Here is a 22340-nt window from a genome sequence, read left to right as displayed (position 1 = left end):
GGACCGTGGGCTTGCCCCGCCGCAGGGCGGTAAACGTCAGCCCAGCGCGTTCAGCCGGTCCCGCAGCAGCGTGGCGCCGCTCGGGAGCACTTCGATGAAGCCCCGCTCTTCCAGGTCCTTCATCACGCGGCTGACCATCTCGCGCGAGGCGCCCACCATCTTGGCCAGGTCCTGGCGCGATATCTTGTCCTTGATCACCTGCTGGCCCTGGGCATCGGGCACGGCAAAGTCCAGCAGGGCATGGGCCACACGGCCGTACACATCCAGTAACGCCAGTGACTCAATCTTGCGATCGGCATGGCGCAGGCGCTTGACCAGACCACGCATCACCACCAGCGACATGGAGGCGTTCTCGGTCAGGCAACGGGCGAACTCGGTGCGGCCCAGCATCAGCACGTCGGTCTGCACCTCGGCCCGCACCGTGGCCGAGTGGGGTTCGTTGTCGATGATGCTCATCTCGCCCAGGTAGTCGCCCTGCGCCAGGGTCGCCAGGATCACTTCGCGCCCCCGGCTGTCCGAGGTCATCACCCGGGCCCGGCCCGTGAGCAGGATGAACAGGGCATTGGATTTCTGCCCCTGTTCCACCAGGGCCTCGCCACGCTTGAAACGGCGCTTGATCACCGCGCCGCTGATCACCTCGGCCTGCGCCACCGTCAGCAGCGAGAACAAGGGCACCCGGCGCAGCAGGTCCAGGTTGGACAACATCGTGGACATGCAGACATCTCTCCTTTCAGGGGTGCGGCTCAACCGGCGCCGCAACGGGTTATCAATCGCTTCTTACAATCGCCGTGATTGAAAAACGGGCTGCGTGCAGCCGCATCCGCCGGTTGATACTCGGCGGCTCAACCCCCAGCTTTTCCAACAGCGCCCCGTGTAGCGGGCGCAAAACACAGGCTTTTACCATGTCCACCACCCAACACGCGAAAGTTCTGATTCTCGGCTCGGGCCCTGCGGGCTACACAGCGGCCGTCTATGCCGCCCGCGCCAACCTGAACCCGGTGCTCATCACCGGCATGGCCCAGGGCGGCCAGCTGATGACCACGACCGAGGTGGACAACTGGCCTGCCGACGTGCACGGCGTGCAGGGCCCCGACCTCATGCAGCGCTTTCTGGAGCACGCCGAGCGCTTCAAGACGCAAATCGTCTTCGACCACATCAACAAGGTCGATTTCAGCAAGCGCCCCTTTACCCTCACCGGCGACAGCGGCACCTACACCTGTGACGCGCTGATCCTGGCAACGGGCGCATCGGCCAAATACCTGGGCCTGCCTTCGGAAGAGGCTTTCATGGGCAAGGGCGTGTCGGGCTGCGCCACCTGCGACGGTTTCTTCTATCGCGAGCAGGACGTGTGCGTGGTCGGCGGCGGCAACACCGCCGTGGAAGAAGCTCTTTACCTGTCGAACATTGCCCGCAAGGTCACGCTGGTGCACCGCCGCGACAAGTTCAAGGCCGAGCCCATCCTGGTGGACAAGCTGCATGAGAAGGTCGCTGCGGGCAAGATCGAGCTCAAGCTGTTCAACACGCTGGACGAAGTGCTGGGCGACAACACTGGGGTGACCGGTATCCGCATCAAGAGCACCAAGGATGGCAGCACGGAAGACATCAAGCTGCAAGGCTGCTTCATCGCCATCGGCCATGCCCCCAACACCGAGATCTTCCAGGGCCAGCTGGAGATGGAGAACGGCTACATCATCACCCAGGGCGGACTCAAGGGTTTTGCCACCCAGACCAGCGTGCCCGGCGTGTTTGCCGCTGGCGATGTGCAGGATCATGTGTACCGCCAGGCCATCACCAGCGCAGGCACGGGCTGCATGGCCGCGCTGGACGCGCAGCGCTTCCTCGAACAAGAAGCTTGATCAAAAACTGGGCAACAGGCTATAATCTGCGGCTTTGCTGAATTCGGCCCGTTTTTTGCGGCACCTGAAACCAAGCAAATCGGGTTACCGCCACCCTTTCTGGCGAGGTGAGGCCGCAAGCCAACCCGGGAAATTGATCCCGGGGCCCAGCAAACGGCCGTTAAAAGTATCGGAGTGTCCTCATGGCACGCGTCTGCGACGTAACGGGCAAGAAGCCCATGACCGGGAACAATGTTTCCCACGCCAATAACAAAACCAAGCGCCGGTTCCTGCCGAACCTGCAATACCGCCGTTTCTGGGTCGAGAGCGAAAACCGCTGGGTTCGCCTGCGTGTTTCGAGCGCTGCCCTGCGTTTGATCGACAAGAACGGTATCGACTCGGTGCTCGCAGACCTGCGTGCCCGTGGCCAGGCTTAAGGAGTAGCACCATGGCAAGCAAAGGCGGACGCGACAAGATCAAGCTGGTGTCCTCGGCGGACACCGGTCACTTCTACACCACCACCAAGAACAAGAAGACGATGCCTGAAAAGATGTCGATCATGAAGTTCGACCCCAAGGCTCGCAAACACGTCGAGTACAAGGAAGCCAAGCTGAAGTAATTCGGCACCGCTCCCCGAAAAAACCGCCCTTCCAGGGCGGTTTTTTTATGCCTGCGGCACAACGGACCGCCAAAAGGCGGACGACCTCAGCGGCCTCAGGCCACCTTGCGCGGCACAGGCAGCTCCGCCATCTGGGCAGCCAGCAAGCCACCCAGGGTGCGGTAGCCCGCCTCCACCTCGGCGGTGAACGGCATGCCGCAGCTCAGCCGCAGAAAATGCTCATACCGCCCCGTGTTGGAGAACATGGGGCCCGGGGCCACACGGATGCCGTTCTCCAACGCTTCGTCGTACAAGCGTGTCGAGGAAATGCCGACAGGCAGCTCCAGCCACAGGCTCAACCCACCCGGCGGCAAGCTCAGGCGCGTGCCCGCGGGGAAGTAGCGCGCCACGGCCCGCGCCGCCTGTTCGCGCTGGATGCGCAGTTGCGCCCGCATGCGGCGCATGTGGCGCTCGTAGGCTGGGGAATCCACGCTGCGCGCGGCCAGCAACTGCGACCAGGTCTGCATGTTGCGCGTGCGCGCGAACTTGATCATCTGCACCCGCGCCTGCCAGCGGCCGGCACTCATCCAACCCTGGCGCAGGCCAGGCGCAAAGCTCTTGCTGAGCGATGCACAGTAAATCACCTGGCCCGCATCGCCCGGGCGGTCCCAGGCCTTGGCGGGGCGCAGCACGCGGGGAGACTCCACAAACTCCCGGTAGATATCGTCCTCGATGAGCGCCAGCCCATGCTCCACACACAGGGCCACCAGGCGTTCCTTGTGGGCGTCGGGCATGACGCTACCCAGGGGCATCTGCAGGTGGGGCACCACCACCACGCCCTTGAGCCGGGGCTCATTGCGCGCGGCCAGCTCCAGCGCCTCCAGCGACATGCCGGTGTGTGGACTGCTCGGAATCTCCAGCGCGCGCAGCCCCCGCACCTCGATGGCCTGCAGGATGCCAAAAAACGTGGGCGATTCCACGGCAATCACATCGCCCGGCTCGGCCACCGCATCCAGTGCGAGGTTCACAGCTTCAGAGTTGCCGTGCGTCGCACCAATGTCGGCAGGCGCCACGCACACGCCAAAGGTGAGCGCATGGCGCGCCATGGCCTGCTGGAACTCCGGGTGCGTGGTCGGCGCCGAGGGGCCATACACCAGGATATCGGGCTGCTCCCGCAACAGGCCATGGGCCAGCCGGTTGAGCGCGGCAGCATCGAACAGACTGGGCGCGGGCATGGCGCTGCCCAGGTCCAGCGGCAAAGGGCCAGCGCGACGCGCCTTCTCCAGAAATCCCGAAATACGCTCGTTGATACCTGCGAAGACGCGCGGGTCCTGGGCCAGGGGCTCATGCAGATCGGGCTCGCGCGCCCCGGGCAGCGCCACACCACCCAGCTCCCGCACAAAGTAACCCACCCGTTCCCGGGCCTCCACACACCCCTGGGATTCAAGCCGGCGCAGCACCTGGAGCGCCGTCGTCAGGCTCACCTGGTGCCGCTGGCACAGCTCGCGCACCGAAGGCATGCGCATGCCGGGCGTGAGGCTGCCTGCAGCGATCGCCTGCTCGTACAAGGCCGCCAGCTGGCGGTAGATCGGGACTTCCCGGGGCTCGGAGGAATGTGACATGGCGTGGTGCGCTGCCGTGGGACGGGCTCGGCAGCGGGTCCGTGCATCGTGCCTGAACACCGCTGGCGGGTACAGATACAGGAAAGGGGATCAAGGACCATAACAGCATTCAAGAAATCAACACTGTTCTACCCTTCTGCGCCGGTGCGTGTACCTGTTGAACCGAAGCGGCTTTTCCTACGCTAAGGCCCTCACTGCAGCCTTTCCTTTGTTCACCCGGAGCCCCTGCACCATGTCCCTGCACACCAGCACGCCCCCCTTCACCCAGCATCTCACCCCCGGCCAGGGGCTCTGGATTTGCCTGGCCCCTGGCAGCACACTGCGCACCACGCGGGGTGATGTGGCTGTCCACTGGCCCCCTCAAGCCTGCGGACAAGGATTGCAGACACCACCTCCCACCTGGCTGGAGGCCGGGCAGCATCTGCCGTGGAACGGGCAGGCGCAAGCCGTCTGGCTTCGGCTGCACAACCCCCGGCAACACCCCGCCGAAATCCAGCTCACGGAAGCCGCACCTGCGCCAGGGCTATGGCAGCAGATCTGGCGCGGCCTGCGCACCACCCTCCAAAGCCCTCGGAAAGCCGCCAAGGGCTCAGGCCATGGCGGCGCCTTGCACGCTGCGCGGTAAACAAGAACCCAAAAATGAAAAGGCCTTGCCAAGCGGCAAGGCCTTTGTGTGGTCAGGGCAAACCGCTTCAGGCCTGCGCCGCCCGCAGCCGCAGCGAGAACTCGCGCAGTGCGGAAATCCCGCTTTCTTCCGCCCGGCGGCACCAGGCCTGCAGGTCGGCCGTGAGCTGCTCACGCGATTGCGAGGTGTTCAGCCACAGCTGGCGCAGTTCTTCGCGCATGGTCACCATCTTGTCGAGCGCAGGGTGCGCCGCGCGGGCCTGGGCCAGTTGTGGCAGCGCGATGGCCGGGATTTTTTCGGCATCGCGGGGCAGCCAGCGCTTGGCAGCCTTCAGCACCGAGACATCCGCCTGGCGCGCCTTGAGCGCAGCAATCTCTTCCTTGCACGCCTGGCGTACCCCTCGGGCATAACCGGCCATGACCTCATAGCGGTTGGCGATCAAGGCCTCCAGGGTTTTCTCATCGGCCACGGCTTTCACATCACCCAGCTGCAGCTTGGGCGGCACCTTCTTGACCGTGGCCCAACCCACCTTTTTCATCAGGCTGATGTAGACCCAGCCAATGTCGAACTCATAGGGCTTGACCGAGAACTTGGCCGACGTGGGGTAGGTGTGGTGGTTGTTGTGCAGTTCTTCACCGCCAATGATGACGCCCCAGGGCGAGAGGTTGGTGCTGGCGTCCTGCGCCTCGAAGTTGCGGTAGCCCCAGTAGTGGCCCACACCGTTGACCACACCGGCTGCCCAGAATGGAATCCAGAGCATCTGCACCGCCCACACAGCGGCGCCGATGGCGCCGAACAGGGCCAGATCGAGCACCAGCATCAGGCCCACGCCCTGCCAGCCGAAGCGGGTGTACACATTGCGCTCCATCCAGTCATCCGGTGTGCCATGACCGAACTTCTTGATGGTTTCCATGTTCTTGGACTCGGCACGGTACAGCTCGGCACCACGCCACATCACGGTATCCAGGCCACGCGTCTGCGGGCTGTGGGGGTCGTCCACGGTTTCGCACTTGGCGTGGTGCTTGCGGTGGATGGCCACCCATTCCTTGGTGACCATGCCCGTGCCGATCCACAGCCAGAAGCGGAAGAAGTGCGAAGGAATGGCGTGCAGGTCGAGCGCGCGGTGCGCCTGAGCGCGGTGCAGAAAAATCGTGACCGCCGCAATGGTGATGTGGGTCGTCGCCAGGGTGTACAGCACGATTTGCCACCAGGCCAGGTTCCACAACCCATGGCCCAGCCAGTCAATGGCAGCGTTCAGCACAGCCCAATCGGGTAACAGCATATTCAACAAAAGCCTTACTACAAAGAGCCCGCTCACCAGCGAAGCAGGTCGCCCATTTTAAAGTGACACCCCTTTGAAAAACCGGGGACATCCATAGGATTTACGCTGATTTAGAGGGCATTCTCAGCGCATCTGTCGCCAACTGGTCATATCCCCAAGTTGGTGCAGGCAATGCATCCCTCAGCGCTTGCGGGTCCAGACGGCTGCGAAGAAACCGTCGGTCTGGTGCAAATGGGGCCACAGGCGCAGATAACCACTGCCGGATGCGCCTCCACTGCACAGCCCCTGGGCACCTTCAACCTTGAGCTGCGCCAGCAGCTCACCCGCATCGAGCAGCTCAAAATCCCGGTGCGCGGCGCTGAAGGCTTCGGCGATCGCCTCGTTCTCCTCGGGCAGGATGCTGCAGGTGGCATACACCAGCCGCCCGCCCGGCTTGAGCAGGCGCGCCGCGCTGGCCAGTATCGAGGTCTGCTTGGCGGTCAGCTCCTCCACCGCCTTGGGGGTTTGGCGCCATTTGAGGTCGGGGTTGCGGCGCAGCGTGCCCAGGCCGGAGCACGGCGCATCCACCAGCACGCGGTCGATCTTGCCGGCCAGGCGCTTGACGCGCTCATCGCGCTCGTGCGCGATCGCAGCCGGGTGCACGTTCGAGAGGCCACTGCGCGCCAAGCGGGGCTTGAGCGCGTCCAGCCGGTGGCCCGACACATCAAAGGCATACAGCCGCCCCGTATTGCGCATGCTAGCGCCAATGGCCAGCGTCTTGCCACCTGCACCAGCGCAAAAATCCACCACCATCTCGCCCCGTTTGGCATCAAGCAGCAGGGCCAGCAGCTGCGAACCTTCGTCCTGCACCTCGATGGCCCCGCGCGTGAACGCATCCAGCTTGGTCAATGCGGGCTTGTCGTCAATGCGCAGGCCCCAGGGCGAATACGGCGTGGGCTGGGCCTTGATGCCGGCCTTGGCCAGCTCTTTTTGCACATCGGCGCGCTTGTCCTTGAGCGCATTGACGCGCAGGTCCAGCGGCGCGCTCTGGGCCAGGCTACCCACCAAGGGCCAAAAGCCAGCGCCCAGCTGGTCCTTGAGGGGCTTGACCAGCCATTCGGGCAGGTTGTGGCGGTGGCGCTCCATCAGGTCGTCCACCGTCACGGCATCGCACTGGTCCAGCCAGTTCTTCTCCTGCTCGGTCAGCGCTGCCTTGAGGAAATCGCGCGGCCCATGAAAGCCCAGGATGGCCAGGCGCCGCTCCTTGGGGCCCGAGCCCGAAGGCGCCATGTGGTCAAACAGCAGCTTCTTGCGCAGCACGGTGTAGACCGTTTCGGCCAGCGTTGCGCGCTCGCGGGGCCCCAGGCCCCGGTTGTCACGGAAAAAACGCGACACCACCGCATCGGCGGGGTGTTCAAACGTGAGGGTGAGCCTGACCAGTTCGGCGCAGGCGTCGAGAAGAACTTTGGGATGCATCCCCCGATTGTCCCACCCTGAAGCCCCCCTGAGTCGCCTTCGGCGCCTTCCCCCGGAGGGGGACGCCCCCAGCGCGGCGGGGCGGCCCTTGCGCGGGGGCACTGGCCTGGGTCGCCCCAGTGGCAAAGACCAGCATCGTGGGGTTGAATCCGCCCAACCGCACGGATCTGAGCCCCCTCACCGCGTATAGATGGGCTCGAACGCCGAGCGCTGGATCTCCTGCAGTGTCGGCGATTCGCCTGCCCACAGCACCAGAGCGGGGCCGGGCAGGCTCAGGTTGCGTTCCAGCGCACGGCACAAGTGGTAGCGGCTTTCGTCGTCCATGCCCGGTAGTTCCACAAACACCAGGTAGGCCCTGCGCTGTGGGTGTTCGCGCAGGTTCTTGCGCACCAGCCAGCAGCGGGCCAGGGGGGCGCAGCGGGCCAGCTCCGACTGCAGTTCGGCCAGCTCGAAAGAACTCAGGTCATTGCGCGTGGTCTGGCTGAAGAACGAGGTGCCCGACAGCTCCTCCCAGGCACGCTCTTCCGACTCCTGGGCGCGTTCCAGGCGCTTGCGCCACTGCTTGAAGGCGGCGGCGTCGTGGTCCAGCCCCAGGCGTGGGGTTTCCAGCTCGGCCAGCGCCGTGCGTGCGGCCCAGTAGCGGTCACTGCTGCCGGCTTCCCACACCCGGTTCAACAGCTGCAGCTTGGCTTCGCGGTCGCCTTCGGGCAGGCAAGGCACCAGCCCGCGCAGCGCGGCCGGGTAATCGGTGCTGCGCTCCAGCGCCAGTTCGTACAGAGCACGCACATCAGCATGCGGGTCCAGGTGGCGCTTCAGGCGCGCCAGCTCCACCAGATCAGCGGCACTGCTTTGCGCCGTGGAGGCACCCAGTGCCTCGGCACGGGCACGCACGCGGCCCAGCCAGGCGTGGTGTTGCTTCCACTCGGTGGCGTTGTCACGGCACCATTGCTTGTCGAAATGCGTCACCCAGCGTTTGGCGTCGGGGCCCAGCAGGGCCAGGGCATTGCCGCGCGACCAGTCCGGCACGGTGGGCGTCGCATCCAGCGCCTCGATGCGGTCGCGCAGGCCGGGGTGGGTGTCATCCACGCTGCTCAGGCGCTTGAGGGCCTGGCGCAAAGCATCGTTGGCAAACACGGCGTCGGGGGCCTTGGCCAGCTGGCGGCGCATGCTGCGGTAGGGGCCCACCGGCACCGGGTTGTCGGCCGCCACACACCAGTGGTTGCCCCAGAACTCCGCCTGCAGCCAGGCGCCCCGGATCTCGATCTCGGCCAGCGCAGCGGCTGTCACATCGCGGCCCAGCAGCTTGCCCGCAATGCGGTCGGCCTCGTATTCGTCCTGGCGGGCCAGCGCAAAGGTCTTGGCAGAAAAGCGCGGAAAGTACCAGCGCATGAAGGCCTGGGTGGCAGCCGCCACCGGGCCTTCGTCGTCGGCCAGGCTGTGGTTCAGGCGCATCCACGACAGGCGCGTGCGGTAGATCCAGGCGGCAAACCGGCCGTGGTCGCCGCGCAGGTGCCCATATTCATGGGCCAGCACGGCCAGGAAACGCGGCCGGTCCAGCGCCATCAACAGGGGCAGGCCGATGCTCAGGTGGTTGACGGCGCCGCCCAGCAGGCCAAAACGCGGCAGTTGCTGGATGCTGGCGTTGAATTCGTCGGTGAGCGTGACCTTGTGGATGGGCGGCCCCTTGATCTTGCGGCGGATGCGCGCCAGAGCCTCGAACAGGTCAGGAGCGTCCAGCGCCGTGATCTCCACCCCGGCAGGCTCGTCAAACCGCACCCACAGGGCCCGCAGGCTGACCCAGAGCAGCCCGCCCGCCCCCAGCAGCGCCCACACCAACGCCAAACGAAAGCGGCCGTGCAGCAGCTGCGGCACCACCCACATCAAGATACCCACGGCCAGCGCCAGGCACCCCAGCACCCATGCGTAGCCCAGCGCCGCAAACGCCGCCACACTGCGGCGGTACGCTCGGCTGTTGTCGGCACTGGCATGCTCGCTCATGCGCACCAGATGCACAAAATCTGCCTGATCCACGGACGTCCCTCACTCTTGCTTGATTTTTATCAGCCGCCATCCTAACCACTTGAGCCCCCGCCCCACCACCATGACCGACGACGACCTGCCCGCACTGATCCGCACGCCCCCGGGGCTGTACCGCCACTACAAGGGCATGCTTTACGAGGTGATCGACACCGTGCGCCACAGCGAGACGCTGGAGCCCATGACGCTGTACCGCGCGCTGTATGGCCAGCGCGGCCTGTGGGTGCGCCCCGCCGCCATGTTTGAAGAGCAGGTGCTCATCGATGGCGTGCTGCGGCCCCGTTTTGAGAAATGCGACGACGCCGCCGAAGCGGGCTGAGACCAGCCCTCTTCAAGCCGCCTTGCGCGGAAAGGTGGCCGCCGCCACCAGCCCGCCACCTGCGGCATTGCGCAACACCAGCTGCCCGCCATGGCGGCGCGCAATATCGCTGGCAATGGTGAGCCCCAGCCCCGCTCCGCCGCTCTGGCGGTTGCGCGAGGCCTCGACGCGGTAGAACGGCTCCATGACGCGCTCCAGTTCCTCCGGCGGCAAACCGGGGCCATGGTCGCGCACCTCGACGGTCAGCGAGTCGGCCGCATCGTGCAGCGTGATCTCCGCACTGCCGCCGTAGCGGATCGCGTTGCCCACCAGGTTGTCCAGGCAGCGCCGCAGCGCCACGGCCTGTGCACGCAGCGGGGCCGCCTGCCCGGCCACCGAGACCCGGTGGCCCAGGGCCAGCTGGTCGTCGGCCAGGCTGTCGGCCAGCGCCCGCACATCCAGCAGCGCCCAGGCCTCGGCGCCCGCCACGCCGCGCAGGTAGTCCAGCGTGGAGGTGATCATGGCGTCCATCTCGGCAATGTCGCGGCGAAACAGCTGCTGCGCACGGGCATCGCCCAGGCTTTCAGTGCGCAGGCGCAGCCGGGTCAGCGGTGTGCGCAGGTCGTGCGACACCGCCGCCACAAACCGGTCGCGCTCGGCCAGTTGCTGGCGGATGCGCGCCTGCATCTGGTTGAACACCCGGCTGGCGTCGCGGCACTCCAGCGTGCCGTCCTCGGGCAGCGGGGGGCGGTTGATGTCGCGGCCCAGCTGCTGCGCGGCCGTGGCCAGCCGGTGCATGGGGCGCGACAGCCAGCGTGCCGCCCACCAGGCCACGGCCACCAGCGCGGCCAGGCGCACGCCGATGTCGAGCAGCAGGCCCATCTGCAGCGACAGCGGCGCATTCCAGAAATCGGGCCGTTCGCCATGGGGCGGCTGGCCCGGGGGTGGCAGGGGGCGTCCCTCGGCCACACCCCAATGCGGTGGCGGGCCCGGCGGGCCCGGCGGGCGTTCGGGGTGCGCTGGGCGCAGTTCAAACATGAGCGTGAGCGCCAGCACATGGCTCGCGATCACCGCCACGATGAGCAGCAGCGCGAGCCGCCCAAACAAGGTGTTTGGCAACCAGCGCTGCAGCGCAGCGCGCCCGCGTGCCGCCATCCATGAGGCCATCAGTGGGGCCACCCCACCTGCCCCTGCAGCGACTGCACGTTGAACAGATAGCCCGCGCCACGCACGGTGCGGATCATCGAGGGCGAACGCGGGTCGTCCGACAGCTTGCTGCGCAGGCGCGAGACCAGCAGGTCGATGCTGCGCTCGAACGCATCCATGGCCCGGCCCCGGGCCTGCTCCATGAGCTGGTCGCGGCTGAAGACGCGGCGTGGCATGCGCAAAAAGGTGCAGAGCAGGCGGAATTCGGCGTTGGACAGCGGCACCACTACGCCCTGGGGGGACACCAGGTGCCGCTCGATGCTGTGCAGCGTCCAGCCGTCAAAACGCACCACCTCGTCCGGCCCCTGCCGGGCCGGGGCCGTGTCGCCCGCGACGCGGCGCAGCACGGTCTGGATGCGGGCCACCAGCTCGCGCGGCTCGAAGGGTTTGCCCATGTAGTCGTCGGCCCCCATTTCCAGGCCCAGCACACAGTCATAGGGGTTGGCGCGGGCGGTGAGCATGATGATCGGCACCCGGGAGCGCTCGCGCAGCTCCCGCGCCAGGGTGATGCCGTCGGTGCCGGGCAGCATCACGTCCAGCACCACCAGGCCGATGGGGTGCGCGGCCATCTGGGCCCGCATCGACAGCGCATCACCCGCTGCGTGGGCGGCATAGCCAAAGCGGGCGAGGTATTCGGTGAGCAATGTGGTGATCTCGACATCGTCGTCCACCACCAGGATGTGTTGCATGGGCGGGCACAGGCGCAAAAACGCCTCCAAAAGATCGTCCCAAGTTTAGGCAGCCGCCCCCGCGCCCTCGGGGCAATCTGGCGGGCATTTGCCCCCCTGTTCGGAGCTTGCAGGCGCCCTTTGTACCGGCCTTGGTACAAAGCAGACAAACCCCGGAGACATGCCCGCCCAAGAATGGACGCGGGCCATGGCTGAGGGCTTCCGCTGTGGGGGACCAGGCACCGACCCACCTTTGGAAGAAAGGAACAACGATGACGACCATCAGTAGCGTCAGCAGTGCCTGGTCCAGTGCCAGCGTGCAGCGGGCATCGCGCCCGCCGCCCTCGCCAGAGCGGCTGCTGTCCAAAATCGATGCCGACGGCAGCGGCGGCGTGAGCGATACCGAACTCCAGGGCCTGCTGGACGATGTGGCCAAAAAGACCGGCATGAGCAGCCAGGCCAGCGCGGCCGACCTGGTCAAGCAGTACGACGCCAACGGCGATGGCAGCCTCAATGCCGACGAGCTGGGCAAGACGATGCAAAACGTGCTGCCCCCGCCCCCCTCGACCATGGCGTTTGCCCAGTCGCGCAGCGGGGACAGCAGCACCAGCGCGGCCGCCACCGGCGAGGCAGGTGACGACCTGTTTGGCAAGGTGGACAGCGACGGCGATGGCAGCGTGAGCCAAACCGAGCTGCAGGCCCTGCTGGAGGCCATGTCCGGCGGCACGGTCGGCAAGACGGGCGTGAGCAGCGACGAAATCTTCAGCCAGCTGGACGCGGATGGCGACGGCAGCCTGAGCGAAGCCGAATTCGACGCGGGCCGCCCTTCGGGCGTGGGGGGAGAAGCAGGAGGCATGCAGGCCATGGGCGGCATGCCGCCGCCTCCCGGGGGGCCGGGTGGTGCTGGGGGCAGCAATTCGGCCGCCAGCTACGACCCGCTGGACACCAACGAGGACGGCACGGTCTCGGCCGCCGAGCGCTTGGCAGGCAGCACCAGCAGCGTGGCGCAGGACGCAATCACCGCGCTGTTCAACGCCATCGACACCGATGGCGACGCCAGCATCAGCACCAGCGAGTCCCAGGCCTTCATCGACCAGCTGACCCGCCAGGCCCAGTCAGCGACCACCGGCAGCGAATCCGGCGGCCGCACCGACCTGGCGCGGCTGGCCGACTTTGCGCGGCAGCAGTACGCGCTGGCCGCCAATGGCTGGAGCGCCGCATCGTCCAGCACCAGCAGCCTGAGCGCGGCGGCCTGACGCAGCCGGGGAGACACGCGCAGCCCCTGGAAGGGGGCGGACGGAGCCCCTTCCAGCCCCTTGGCACGCGCAGTGCGATTCGCCCGTCAGTTGACGAGCTGCGCGCGCCAGTGGGTTTCAGGCAAAAAGCAGGCCTCTGCGCGCGGCCATATTGCCTTTAAAGCTATTGTTTTTATAGCATTGACATCACAAGGGCACTACAGCGCCTGCACCAGCGCCCGCACGGCGCGGGGGTAGATCACATGCTCCTGGGTCAGCACCCGCGCCGCCAGCGTCTCGGCCGTATCGCCAGGCAGCACCGGCACCACCGCCTGGTCCAGGATGGGGCCCACGTCCAGTTCGGCCGTCACCTGGTGCACGGTCACGCCCGCAAACTTGCAGCCTGCATCAATCGCGCGCTGGTGCGTGTGCAGCCCGGTAAAGGCAGGCAGCAGCGAGGGGTGGATATTGATGAGCCGCCCCGCGTAGTGCGCCACAAACCCGGGCGTCAGGATGCGCATGAATCCGGCCAGCACCACCAGCGCGGGCTGGTGGCGGTCGATGGTGGCGGCCAGTTCGGCATCAAACGCCTCGCGGCTGGCAAAGGCCTTGTGGTCCAGCGCCTCCGTCGCAATGCCCTGCTCCCGCGCAAAAGCAAGCCCTGCAGCATCCGGTTTGTTGCTGATGACGGCCGCCACGCGGGCGCCGTAGCGCTGCTCCCAGTGCTCCTGCTGCGCAGTCCGGACGATGGTGGCCATGTTGGAGCCGCCGCCAGAGATCAGAATGACGATGTTCTTCATAAATTGCCCCGGATTATCCCAGCCATGCCTTTTGATCCTGCGACCCGCCCCCTCACCCCCCACGAAGCCCGCGTGCTCGCCACCCTGATGGAGAAGGCGCGCACCGTGCCCGACAGCTACCCCATGTCGCTCAACGGCCTGGTCACCGGCTGCAACCAGAAAACCAGCCGCGACCCGGTGATGAACCTGAGCGATGCCGAGGCGCAGGAGGCGCTGGATTCGCTCAAGCTGCTGACCCTGGCGTTTGAGAGCAGCGGCAACCGCACCACGCGCTGGGAGCACAACTTTCAGCGTGGCGTGGGCGTGCCCGAACAATCGGCCGTGCTGCTGGGCCTGCTGATGCTGCGCGGCCCGCAGACGGCGGGCGAGCTGCGCATCAACGCCGAGCGCTGGTACCGGTTTGCCGACATTTCCTCGGTCGAGGCGTTTCTGGACGAGTTGCAGGAACGCAGCGCCGAAAAAGGCGGCCCGCTGGTGGTGCAGCTGCCCCGCGCACCCGGCGCGCGCGAGCAGCGCTGGGCGCACCTGATGTGCGGGCCGGTGGACACCAGCAGCAGCCATGCCCCCCAGCCAGGCACCGGCGCAGCGGGGCCATCCCCCGCCCTGCAGGCCCGCGTGGACGCGCTGGAGGCCGAGGTGGCCAGCCTGCGCGCCACCGTGCAACGGCTGTGCGCAGAGCTGGGCATGGCCGCAGACGCCGCGCCGATGTCGCCACCCGGACAGGAATAAAACGAACGACCGTGCTACAAACAGGACTTCTCAGGAGACAAGCCGCATGGATCTCGCATTCACCCCCGAAGAACAGGCCTTTCGCGACGAAGTTCGCGCATGGGTTCACGCCAACCTGCCAAAGGAAATCTCGCACAAAGTGCACAACGCCCTGCGCCTGACCCGTGCAGACATGCAGGGCTGGGCCAAGATCCTGGGCAAAAAAGGCTGGCTCGGTTTTGGCTGGCCCAAGGAATTTGGTGGCCCCGGCTGGACGGCCGTGCAAAAGCACCTGTTTGAAGAAGAGTGCGCGCTGGCTGGCGCGCCCCGCATCGTGCCCTTCGGCCCCGTGATGGTGGCCCCGGTGATCATGGCGTTTGGCAATGCCGAGCAGCAAAAGCGCTTTTTGCCCGGCATCGCCAGCGGCGAAGTCTGGTGGAGCCAGGGCTACAGCGAACCCGGTTCGGGCTCGGACCTGGCCAGCGTCAAGACCCGCGCCGAGCGTGTGGGCGACAAGTACATCGTCAACGGCCAGAAAACCTGGACCACGCTGGGCCAGCACGGCGACTGGATGTTCAACCTGGTGCGCACCAGCAACGAAGGCAAGCCGCAGACCGGCATCTCCTTCCTGCTGCTGGACATGAAGTCCAAGGGCGTCACCGTGCGCCCCATCAAGCTGCTGGATGGCGAGTGCGAAGTCAATGAGGTGTTCTTCGACAACGTCGAAGTGCCCGCAGAGAACCTGATCGGTGAAGAGAACAAGGGCTGGACCTACGCCAAGCACCTGCTGAGCCACGAGCGCACCAACATCGCCGACGTGAACCGCAGCAAGCGCGAACTGGAGCGCTTGAAGCGCATTGCCAAGACCGAAGGTGTGTGGGACGACCAGCGCTTCCGTGACCAGATCGCCCTGCTCGAAGTGGACATCGTGGCGCTGGAAATGCTGGTGCTGCGCGTGCTGTCGGCCGAGAAGAGCGGCAAGAACTCGCTCGACATCGCAGGCCTGCTCAAGATCAAGGGCAGCGAGATCCAGCAGCGCTACGCCGAGCTGATGATGCTGGCCGCCGGCCCGTTCAGCCTGCCTTTCATCGAAGAAGCCATGGAAGCTGGCTGGCAAGGCAACTTCCCCGGCGGCGTGACCGCCAACGCGCCGCTGGCATCCACCTACTTCAACCTGCGCAAGACCACCATCTACGGCGGCTCGAACGAGGTCCAACGCAACATCGTGGCTCAGACCGTCCTCGGCTGACCCCAAGTTCCAGGAGACAAGAACATGGATTTCGATTTTTCTGACGACCAGGAACAACTGCGCGACGCCGTGCGCAAGTGGGTGGACAAGGGCTACAGCTTCGAGCGCCGCCGCGCCACCGTGGCCGCAGGCGGCTTCGACCGCGCCGCCTGGGGCGAGCTGGCCGAGCTGGGCCTGACCGCGCTGACCGTGCCCGAAGCCCACGACGGCATGGGCCAGGGCGCGATCGACGCCATGGTGGTGGCCGAGGAACTGGGCCGTGGCATGGTGCTGGAGCCCATCGCCCAGGCCTTCATCGCCAGCAGCGTGCTGTCGCACTACGCACCCGCCGACGTGCAAGGCGCCTGGCTGCCCCGCGTGGCCAGCGGTGAAGCCCTGGTGGTGCTGGCCTACCAGGAGCGCAAGGCACGCTACCGCCTGGATGTTTGTGAGGCAAAAGCGGCCTCTGCGCCCGCTGGATATACCGTAACAGCTACAAAAAGCATAGTAACCGCTGGCGACCAGGCCGATGCCTTCATCGTGCCTGCGCAGCTGGACGGAAAAATCGCCCTCTTCCTCGTGGAACGCTCGGCCGCTGGCGTCACCACGCGCGGCTACGTCACGCAAGACGGCAGCCGCGCCGCCGAAGTGCAACTGGCCAACGCCCCCGCCACGCTCATCACCACCGACGGCCTGGCCGCGCTGGAGCTGGCCGTGGACACCGGCATTGCCGCCACCTGCGCCGAGGCCGTGGGCGTGATGGACAAGACCGTGGCGCTCACCGTCGAATACATGAACCAGCGCAAGCAGTTCGGCGTGTTCATCGCCAGCTTCCAGGCGCTGCGCCACCGTGTGGCCGACATGAAGATGCAGCTGGAACTGGCCCGCTCGATGAGCTACTACGCCAGCCTCAAGCTCGGCGCCCCTGCGGCCGAACGCCGCGCTGCCATGGCCCGCGCCAAGGTGCAGCTGGGCCAATCGATGCGCTTTGTGGGCCAGCAATCGGTGCAATTGCACGGCGGCATCGGCGTGACCGATGAGTACATCGGCAGCCACTATTTCAAGAAGCTCACGCAGCTGGAAATGACCTTTGGCGACACCCTGCACCACCTGGGCGAGGTGTCGGCCCACATGCAGGACACCGCTGGCGTTTTTGCATAAACCGGAGCTGTCACGCACTTGTGCAATGCTCGTGGGCTGAACGGCTCACGGGCATTTTTTCTTTCAGGAGACCTTCCGATGAACACGCTGTGGCTGCAACGCCGATCCCTCCTCCTCGCCACTGCTGCTGCGGCAGCCACTCTGGCCCTGGCTGGTTGTGCCACCCAGAGCCCCGGCCTGGCCGAGGCCCCGCCCATCGTTTTTGTGCACGGCAATGGCGACACCGCTGCGCTGTGGCAGACCACCGTGTGGCGCTTCGAATCCAACGGCTGGCCGCGCGAGCGCCTGCACGCCATCGACCTGCCCTACCCACTCGCGCGCGATGAAGATGCCAAGCCCCAGCCAGGCCGCACATCAGCCGCAGAGCACATGGCCTACCTCCAGGCCGAAGTGAACCAGGTGCTCAAAACCACCGGCGCCCGCCAGGTCGTGCTGGTGGGCAATTCGCGCGGCGGCAACGCCATCCGCAACTACATCTACAACGGCGGGGGTGAAAAAACCGTGAGCCACGCCATCCTGGGCGGCACACCCAACCACGGCGTGTGGGCAATTCCGGGGTTCCGCGAAGGCAACGAGTTCTCGGGCACGGGCCCTTTTCTCAAAGCACTGAATGCGCCCAAAAATGCGGCAGGCGACGAGGTGAGCGGCCCCGTGAAATGGATGACCATCCGCTCGGACAACAACGACAAGTTCGCCCAGCCCGATGGTCTGTGGATCGGCCAGAAGGGCACCACCACCAACGTGACCGCCGCAGGGCCCGAGCTCAAAGGCGCCACCAATGTGGTGATCCCGCGCATCGACCACCGCGAGACCTCGTACTCGCCCGCCGCGTTTGAAGCCACCTACCGCTTCATCACCGGCAAGGCTCCGCAGGCCACCACCATCGCGGCAGAAAAGCAGGTGGTGCTGAATGGCAAGGTCACCGGCCTCGGTGTAGACCCGGCCGACGCGAAGACCGGCAACTTCAGCAACAACCTGCCACTGGCAGGCGCCCAGCTGGAGGTCTATGCCACCGACGCCGCCACCGGCGCCCGCAGTGGCCCGCCACTGCTGCGCAAGACCGTGGGGGCCGATGGCGTGTGGGGGCCGTTGAGCATCCCGCCTGGCACCCCCACCGAGTTCGTGATTTCAGCGCCCGGCTACGCCACCACCCACATCTACCGCAGCGGCTTTCCCCGCAGCAGCAACCTCATCCACCTGCGCGCAGAACGCATGGCCGACGCGGACAAGGCTGCAGAGTCCATCGTCACCCTCACCCGCCCCCGGGGCTACCTGGACCCGGCGCGCGACAAGATGCTGCTGGATGGTGCGGCACCGGCAGGTGTGCCCGCTGGCGCGGGCGTGGCGACAGCCAAGGTCAAGCCCTCGGGCGGGCAGCGCACGATTGCAGCCGAGTTCATCGGCGAACGCGTGGTGGGCCAGACCTGGCCTGCCTCGCAGGGGCGTCTGGTGATGCTGGAAATCAGCCAGTAGCCCAGACCAAAGCCGAAGGCTGCGCATTGCCGCGCAGCCTTGGCCTGCCTCTCATGCGGAGGGCAAAGGACGAAGGACGAAGCTGGCGCCCGCGCAATACCCCCTTGTGCACTACACCTTCAGTGTTTGTGCCCTTCATGCCCCTGGTGCCCGTGGGCCTCGGCATGTTTGCGGTCGTCCACCACGTTCACCGTTGCGCCGTTGGGCAGCAACATGTCTCCCGCGCGCTGGCCTGCCTTGCACGCCCCCAACCAGCGCCCCTCAAACTCTGTCCGGCCAGGGTTGAAGCGCACCGGCTTGGAGTACTTCACCTCAAAGACGCCCCGATAAGCGGCCTGCAAGTCTCCCGACAGTTCCACAGCGGCTTCCACCCGGTTGTCGTGCACGTAGCACATGGTGCGTATTTCATGCCCCTTCCCTGGCTTCTTCACGGCCACGTCATGGCAGTGTTCCTGGCCAGGAACCACGGACAGCAGCATGATGGATTCGACCTCTTCATTGGTGCACTGCTGCACCTTCTGTTGCCGCATCATGGAATCGCCCGCGCCCCGGATCGTGACCTCCCACAGTCCGGCTTTTCTCACCGGCAGCGACTGCGTCTGGGCAAACACAGGCCCTACTGCAAACGCCAAAATCCCCAGGCCAGCCACCCACGGTGCGTAAATCCTGTGCATCGCTCGATTCATCGCTCTACCCTTCAAAACAAAAAAGAAAAGGGCTCGGCGGCAGATGGCGCCGCCGAACCCGATTCATCGCATCGGGCTGAAGTCAGCTCAGCGCATCTGGCGTCGGTGCATGCCCACAAAGAACAGCGCCATCAAGGCCGACAGGATCAGCAGGCCCCATTCTGACAAGGTAGGAATGGACGTCGGCACCATCACAAACGAAAACGCCACCGTGCAGGACGCATTGACCGGATTGGTTGTATAGGTGTTGCCCACCAGGTTGCCACCACAGGCGCTGCCCCCCGAAGCGACCCGCGCGGTATAGCCCGGGCTGGGTGTCACGGTGTACACCACGGTATTGCCGGGCGCCGCAACGTTGGTCACCCCCAAGGGCGTCACGGCTCCGTTGGGGCCTGCACTGGCCGTCACGGCCAAGGCCGCAAAGCTGAATGCCACGTTGCAATCTGCAGTCACAGGATTGATCGTGTAGGTGTTGCCTGCGAGCACGCCATTGCACGTGCCGCTCGCGCTGGGGATGTTCCCCGCACCGGGTGTCAGCGTATAGGTCACGGAACCGCCCACAGCCACTGTGCGCGAGGTTCCGGGCGACACGGTCCCACCGGCACCGGATGTCATGGTGACGGTGGCTGACAACGCGAAGTTGGCAGTCACGGCCGCGTCGGCCGTCATGGCCGGCACGGTACATGGGTTGGCCGCTCCAGTGCACGCACCCGACCAGCCCGTGAAAATGCTACCCGCCGCTGCCGTCGCCGTGAGGATGGCCTGGCCACCATTGGCCACGGGCATGGCGCAGGTGGCGCCGCAGCTCATGCCAGCAGGAACACTGACCACCGTTCCACTGCCCGCCCCCGACTTCGTCAGGGTCAGGTTATGCAAGGTTGCAGCCGCCGAGTTGGTGTCACCCGCCGTGTTGTTGGCCGTGTTGCTGTCTGTGACACCTGCCGGGGGCGCGATGTTGAAAACTGTGGACGCGGACGTGGGGCCCGTCACCGTCGATCCAAACGTGAGGGTGACGCTGCCGCCCACAGGGACATCCAGCAAGACGCCGCCACCAGGCAATGCGCCTGCAGCAGGAGCACCTGCCTGGCAGGCACCGCCGCCCGCACCGCTGCAGGTCCAGCTTCCTACGGTCAGGCCCGAAACGGTGGGCTGGGTCAGGGTGGCGCCGATCACGGGCGAGGGACCATTGTTGGTCACCACCACCGTGTAGGTGGGCGTGCTGCCCACCGCACTGGCCGATGCACCGTCGGTCACGGTCACCACCAGGTCCGTGAGCGTGGCGCCGCTCACCACCTGCGTCTGCACCATGGGGCCCAGCACCGTGCTGGCGCCCGTGGCGGACATGGAGTACGTACCGTGATTCAGCGAGTTGTTCGGACTGGTCGTGCTCGCATTGGCAGGAATGCCCCAGACGATCTGGAAGGTACCGCTCTGGTGATCGACCAAGGAACCGAAGTCGCAGGTCACGGTGCCGGCAGACCCCACGGCCGGCGTGGTGCAAGATGCTCCCTCAGGCACACTCACCGACTGAAAGACGGCATCAATGGTCGCGGTGTTGGTGCTGTTGCGAATCTGTGGGCTGGTGGCGCTGACCTGGCTGTTGAAAACCATCACCCCGCTGTTGTTGCTGTAGGTGTAGGTGTAGGTCACGTTGTCGCTGGGCTGCGCCGTAGTCGGCCCGGTTGCAGACACCAGAAGACCCGCGAAGAACGGCCCGATCGAGTCCACATAGACTTCACCCGAGTGGCCGCCTGCGCTACAGCCTGAGGCGATGATTTCCACCTCCACGGTGTCACCCACGTCCAGCAAACCACTGCCAGGCGCCACATCAATTGCCTGCCATCCCGTGTACTGGTAGCCGCCCACGGTCTGCCATGGCACACCCGGCTGGGCTGCGAAATTGAACGTGTAGAAGAGGCGCGTGCCCTTGGTGACATTCCGCACTTCTACATAGAAATAGGCTTGACCATCGGGAGCATGGCCACCGTCTTGAATCACCGGCGCGACCGCCATGCGCAGGTGCACCTTGCCATCGACAGGGTCAACGTCGCCGAGCACCATCTGCGCGGACTGATGGATGCCACTGGCCCGATTGTTGTTGCCACGCGCGTTCACGCGCGCGCTGTAGGTGCCCTGAAAGGGAATACTCAAAGCCTGGCCAGGAGCATCCGGTGCGTTGGCGGGCGTACCCGATGCCGTGCTCACCACCTGGGTCACAGGCGCCTGGCCAGGCGCCTGCAAGTTCAGATGGCTTTTCTGGGTAGGAGGGAAGGTAGCAATACCGATGTTCTGGTAGTGCGTCACCGTCCAACCCGTGAAATCCCCGGTTTCAAAATTGCCATTGACAACACCTGCTTGTGCAACGGAAGTCGCCAGCACCGCGCCAGCACCAGCCGCAAGCACACTTCGCAGGCACTGACGCACCAATGCCCGCGCCACTTTCCACATACTCATTGTTTTCAACACATTCCCCCTCTTGGTAGATAAGCTGCCGACGCACTTGCGAACGCAGGCAGATACAAAACGAACACACACTTCACGCAAAAACGGCGCACGCAGACGAAGCCACCCCTCGGCGGCCTTCTGGTCACCGATGCAAGAATTTCTTAGGTGGGGTATGAGGGGGATCCAGCACCGGATGAATCGATGCCCTCCCCGGCAGACAGTCGTTTAAGGCACGAAGACAAGCCCTTTGCCAAACACCGCCCGCACCGGCAAAGGCGTGCCGGTGGCTTCGAGGGTCTTGCGGCGCAGCCGCGTCAGAGCAGACTCGATGCGATGGAAATCGTCATCCAGCGCGCGCCCCCCCACGGCCTGGACCAGGGCCTGTTTGCTCACCACCGCGCCCCGTGTCTGCATGAGGCAGGACAGAAGCTCCAGCTCCCGGGTCGTGAGGGCCACGGTCTGCTGATTGGGGGCCCGCAAAGTTGCGCTGGCAGAATCCAGTTGCCACGGCACGGCTGCCACCGCTTCGCCGCCGCCATGCAATTGCTTGTTGCGCAACTGGGACCGAATGCCTGCAACCAGCTCCTGCATATCGACCGGCTTGACGAAATACTGCAAGGCACCGGCCTCCAGCCCCTTGATCCGGCTGTCTAGATCCGCGCGGGCCGTCATCAGCACGGTAGGCACACCCTGCGCAGCCAATCGGGTCAGCAGGCTCAAGCCATCCTCGCCGGGCAATCCGATGTCAATGACCACCAGATCGGCACGGCTGCGCAGTAGGCGGACATAAAAATCCTCCGCGGAATCTGCCCCCCAGGACTGGAAACCCGAGCGCCCGAGAAACCGGCACACATTGCTGCGGATGTCTTCGTCGTCCTCTACGACTGCGATGATCGGTTCTGCAGACATGACAGGAATAGATGGTGGGTCCGAAACATTTGGCTACGTACCATTGTGTCAGCGCATCGACGAGCCAGC

21 protein-coding genes are annotated in these 22340 nt (G+C 65.6%); 10 read left to right on the top strand and 11 right to left on the bottom strand.

Annotated elements, in window-relative coordinates:
- Positions 1-36: 36 nt before the first annotated feature.
- Positions 37-714, bottom strand: coding sequence for a Crp/Fnr family transcriptional regulator (locus CBY09_RS00285; protein WP_063461312.1), 678 nt, complete (start codon positions 712-714; stop codon positions 37-39).
- 188 nt (positions 715-902) lie between these two features.
- On the opposite strand from CBY09_RS00285, the gene trxB reads away from it, so the two are divergent.
- The 3 genes from trxB to rpmG all read left to right on the top strand — a co-directional run bounded on the left by trxB (position 903) and on the right by rpmG (position 2454).
- Positions 903-1856 carry a thioredoxin-disulfide reductase gene (gene trxB / locus CBY09_RS00280; RefSeq protein WP_094285389.1) on the top strand — a complete coding sequence of 318 codons (954 nt, stop codon included), beginning with the start codon at positions 903-905 and terminating at the stop codon, positions 1854-1856.
- Between the two features lie 182 nt (positions 1857-2038).
- Positions 2039-2272, top strand: coding sequence for a 50S ribosomal protein L28 (gene rpmB / locus CBY09_RS00275; RefSeq protein ID WP_015013086.1), 234 nt, complete (start codon positions 2039-2041; stop codon positions 2270-2272).
- A gap of 11 nt (positions 2273-2283) precedes the next feature.
- Complete coding sequence (gene rpmG / locus CBY09_RS00270) at positions 2284-2454, top strand: 50S ribosomal protein L33 (protein WP_063461314.1); 171 nt, start codon at positions 2284-2286, stop codon at positions 2452-2454.
- A gap of 95 nt (positions 2455-2549) precedes the next feature.
- Here rpmG and CBY09_RS00265 read toward each other — a convergent pair whose 3' ends face one another.
- A complete protein-coding gene (locus tag CBY09_RS00265) occupies positions 2550-4055 on the bottom strand; it encodes an aminotransferase-like domain-containing protein (protein ID WP_094285388.1) in 1506 nt (501 codons plus the stop codon).
- A 232-nt stretch (positions 4056-4287) separates the two neighbouring features.
- Between CBY09_RS00265 and CBY09_RS00260 the strand changes: the two genes are divergently transcribed.
- The gene (locus tag CBY09_RS00260) at positions 4288-4680 is read left to right on the top strand and encodes a hypothetical protein (RefSeq protein ID WP_094285387.1); all 393 of its coding nucleotides are present in this window, start codon (positions 4288-4290) and stop codon (positions 4678-4680) included.
- A 67-nt stretch (positions 4681-4747) separates the two neighbouring features.
- On the opposite strand, the gene CBY09_RS00255 is transcribed toward CBY09_RS00260, so the two are convergent.
- From CBY09_RS00255 to CBY09_RS00245, 3 genes are all read right to left on the bottom strand, one after another.
- Complete coding sequence (locus tag CBY09_RS00255) at positions 4748-5962, bottom strand: DesA family fatty acid desaturase (protein WP_094285386.1); 1215 nt, start codon at positions 5960-5962, stop codon at positions 4748-4750.
- Positions 5963-6142: 180 nt separating this feature from the next.
- Positions 6143-7417 carry an RsmB/NOP family class I SAM-dependent RNA methyltransferase gene (locus CBY09_RS00250; RefSeq protein WP_094285385.1) on the bottom strand — a complete coding sequence of 425 codons (1275 nt, stop codon included), beginning with the start codon at positions 7415-7417 and terminating at the stop codon, positions 6143-6145.
- Positions 7418-7594: 177 nt separating this feature from the next.
- Positions 7595-9448 (bottom strand): M48 family metallopeptidase, encoded by a 1854-nt coding sequence (locus CBY09_RS00245; protein WP_094285384.1) that lies wholly within the window; start codon positions 9446-9448, stop codon positions 7595-7597.
- Between the two features lie 70 nt (positions 9449-9518).
- Here CBY09_RS00245 and CBY09_RS00240 point away from each other — a divergent pair, with 70 nt between their 5' ends.
- Positions 9519-9773: a DUF1653 domain-containing protein gene (locus CBY09_RS00240; RefSeq protein ID WP_094285855.1), complete on the top strand. Its 255-nt coding sequence runs from the start codon at positions 9519-9521 to the stop codon at positions 9771-9773.
- 12 nt (positions 9774-9785) lie between these two features.
- Here the strand turns inward: CBY09_RS00240 and CBY09_RS00235 are convergent, their stop codons facing one another.
- Positions 9786-10919 carry an ATP-binding protein gene (locus tag CBY09_RS00235; protein WP_094285383.1) on the bottom strand — a complete coding sequence of 378 codons (1134 nt, stop codon included), beginning with the start codon at positions 10917-10919 and terminating at the stop codon, positions 9786-9788.
- Positions 10919-11647: a response regulator gene (locus tag CBY09_RS00230; RefSeq protein ID WP_094285382.1), complete on the bottom strand. Its 729-nt coding sequence runs from the start codon at positions 11645-11647 to the stop codon at positions 10919-10921. The genes CBY09_RS00235 and CBY09_RS00230 overlap by 1 nt, the downstream gene beginning before the upstream one ends.
- Before the next feature lie 251 nt (positions 11648-11898).
- On the opposite strand from CBY09_RS00230, the gene xopAW reads away from it, so the two are divergent.
- Positions 11899-12882 carry an EF-hand domain-containing protein gene (gene xopAW, locus CBY09_RS00225; RefSeq protein WP_094285381.1) on the top strand — a complete coding sequence of 328 codons (984 nt, stop codon included), beginning with the start codon at positions 11899-11901 and terminating at the stop codon, positions 12880-12882.
- A gap of 197 nt (positions 12883-13079) precedes the next feature.
- On the opposite strand, the gene purN is transcribed toward xopAW, so the two are convergent.
- Positions 13080-13661 carry a phosphoribosylglycinamide formyltransferase gene (gene purN / locus CBY09_RS00220; protein WP_094285380.1) on the bottom strand — a complete coding sequence of 194 codons (582 nt, stop codon included), beginning with the start codon at positions 13659-13661 and terminating at the stop codon, positions 13080-13082.
- Between the two features lie 24 nt (positions 13662-13685).
- Between purN and CBY09_RS00215 the strand changes: the two genes are divergently transcribed.
- The 4 genes from CBY09_RS00215 to CBY09_RS00200 all read left to right on the top strand — a co-directional run bounded on the left by CBY09_RS00215 (position 13686) and on the right by CBY09_RS00200 (position 18231).
- On the top strand, positions 13686-14390 hold the full coding sequence (locus CBY09_RS00215; RefSeq protein ID WP_094285379.1) for a YceH family protein: 705 nt from the start codon (positions 13686-13688) through the stop codon (positions 14388-14390).
- Positions 14391-14436: 46 nt separating this feature from the next.
- Positions 14437-15618 (top strand): acyl-CoA dehydrogenase family protein, encoded by a 1182-nt coding sequence (locus CBY09_RS00210; RefSeq protein WP_094285378.1) that lies wholly within the window; start codon positions 14437-14439, stop codon positions 15616-15618.
- 24 nt (positions 15619-15642) lie between these two features.
- On the top strand, positions 15643-16758 hold the full coding sequence (locus tag CBY09_RS00205) for an acyl-CoA dehydrogenase family protein (RefSeq protein WP_094285377.1): 1116 nt from the start codon (positions 15643-15645) through the stop codon (positions 16756-16758).
- Positions 16759-16836: 78 nt separating this feature from the next.
- A complete protein-coding gene (locus CBY09_RS00200; protein ID WP_094285376.1) occupies positions 16837-18231 on the top strand; it encodes an alpha/beta fold hydrolase in 1395 nt (464 codons plus the stop codon).
- 119 nt (positions 18232-18350) lie between these two features.
- On the opposite strand, the gene CBY09_RS00195 is transcribed toward CBY09_RS00200, so the two are convergent.
- From CBY09_RS00195 to CBY09_RS00185, 3 genes are all read right to left on the bottom strand, one after another.
- On the bottom strand, positions 18351-18815 hold the full coding sequence (locus tag CBY09_RS00195) for a DUF3617 domain-containing protein (RefSeq protein ID WP_165773851.1): 465 nt from the start codon (positions 18813-18815) through the stop codon (positions 18351-18353).
- Positions 18816-19004: 189 nt separating this feature from the next.
- Entirely contained in the window at positions 19005-21221 is a 2217-nt protein-coding gene (locus CBY09_RS00190) for an IPTL-CTERM sorting domain-containing protein (protein ID WP_165773850.1), read from the bottom strand.
- Between the two features lie 366 nt (positions 21222-21587).
- Positions 21588-22271: a response regulator transcription factor gene (locus tag CBY09_RS00185; protein ID WP_094285853.1), complete on the bottom strand. Its 684-nt coding sequence runs from the start codon at positions 22269-22271 to the stop codon at positions 21588-21590.
- Between the last annotated feature and the right edge of the window lie 69 nt (positions 22272-22340).

Origin of the sequence: Acidovorax kalamii, from assembly GCF_002245625.1 — a bacterium.
Taxonomy (GTDB): domain Bacteria; phylum Pseudomonadota; class Gammaproteobacteria; order Burkholderiales; family Burkholderiaceae_C; genus Acidovorax; species Acidovorax kalamii.
Note: the sequence above shows the minus strand (reverse complement) of the source record. Positions and strands in the feature narration are given on the sequence as shown.

Coding starts and splice junctions, on each gene's coding strand:
- CBY09_RS00285 (WP_063461312.1), bottom strand. CDS start 714: ATGTCCACGATGTTGTCCAACCTGGACCTGCTGCGCCGGGTGCCCTTG.
- trxB (WP_094285389.1), top strand. CDS start 903: ATGTCCACCACCCAACACGCGAAAGTTCTGATTCTCGGCTCGGGCCCT.
- rpmB (WP_015013086.1), top strand. CDS start 2,039: ATGGCACGCGTCTGCGACGTAACGGGCAAGAAGCCCATGACCGGGAAC.
- rpmG (WP_063461314.1), top strand. CDS start 2,284: ATGGCAAGCAAAGGCGGACGCGACAAGATCAAGCTGGTGTCCTCGGCG.
- CBY09_RS00265 (WP_094285388.1), bottom strand. CDS start 4,055: ATGTCACATTCCTCCGAGCCCCGGGAAGTCCCGATCTACCGCCAGCTG.
- CBY09_RS00260 (WP_094285387.1), top strand. CDS start 4,288: ATGTCCCTGCACACCAGCACGCCCCCCTTCACCCAGCATCTCACCCCC.
- CBY09_RS00255 (WP_094285386.1), bottom strand. CDS start 5,962: ATGCTGTTACCCGATTGGGCTGTGCTGAACGCTGCCATTGACTGGCTG.
- CBY09_RS00250 (WP_094285385.1), bottom strand. CDS start 7,417: ATGCATCCCAAAGTTCTTCTCGACGCCTGCGCCGAACTGGTCAGGCTC.
- CBY09_RS00240 (WP_094285855.1), top strand. CDS start 9,519: ATGACCGACGACGACCTGCCCGCACTGATCCGCACGCCCCCGGGGCTG.
- CBY09_RS00235 (WP_094285383.1), bottom strand. CDS start 10,919: ATGGCCTCATGGATGGCGGCACGCGGGCGCGCTGCGCTGCAGCGCTGG.
- CBY09_RS00230 (WP_094285382.1), bottom strand. CDS start 11,647: ATGCAACACATCCTGGTGGTGGACGACGATGTCGAGATCACCACATTG.
- xopAW (WP_094285381.1), top strand. CDS start 11,899: ATGACGACCATCAGTAGCGTCAGCAGTGCCTGGTCCAGTGCCAGCGTG.
- purN (WP_094285380.1), bottom strand. CDS start 13,661: ATGAAGAACATCGTCATTCTGATCTCTGGCGGCGGCTCCAACATGGCC.
- CBY09_RS00215 (WP_094285379.1), top strand. CDS start 13,686: ATGCCTTTTGATCCTGCGACCCGCCCCCTCACCCCCCACGAAGCCCGC.
- CBY09_RS00210 (WP_094285378.1), top strand. CDS start 14,437: ATGGATCTCGCATTCACCCCCGAAGAACAGGCCTTTCGCGACGAAGTT.
- CBY09_RS00205 (WP_094285377.1), top strand. CDS start 15,643: ATGGATTTCGATTTTTCTGACGACCAGGAACAACTGCGCGACGCCGTG.
- CBY09_RS00200 (WP_094285376.1), top strand. CDS start 16,837: ATGAACACGCTGTGGCTGCAACGCCGATCCCTCCTCCTCGCCACTGCT.
- CBY09_RS00185 (WP_094285853.1), bottom strand. CDS start 22,271: ATGTCTGCAGAACCGATCATCGCAGTCGTAGAGGACGACGAAGACATC.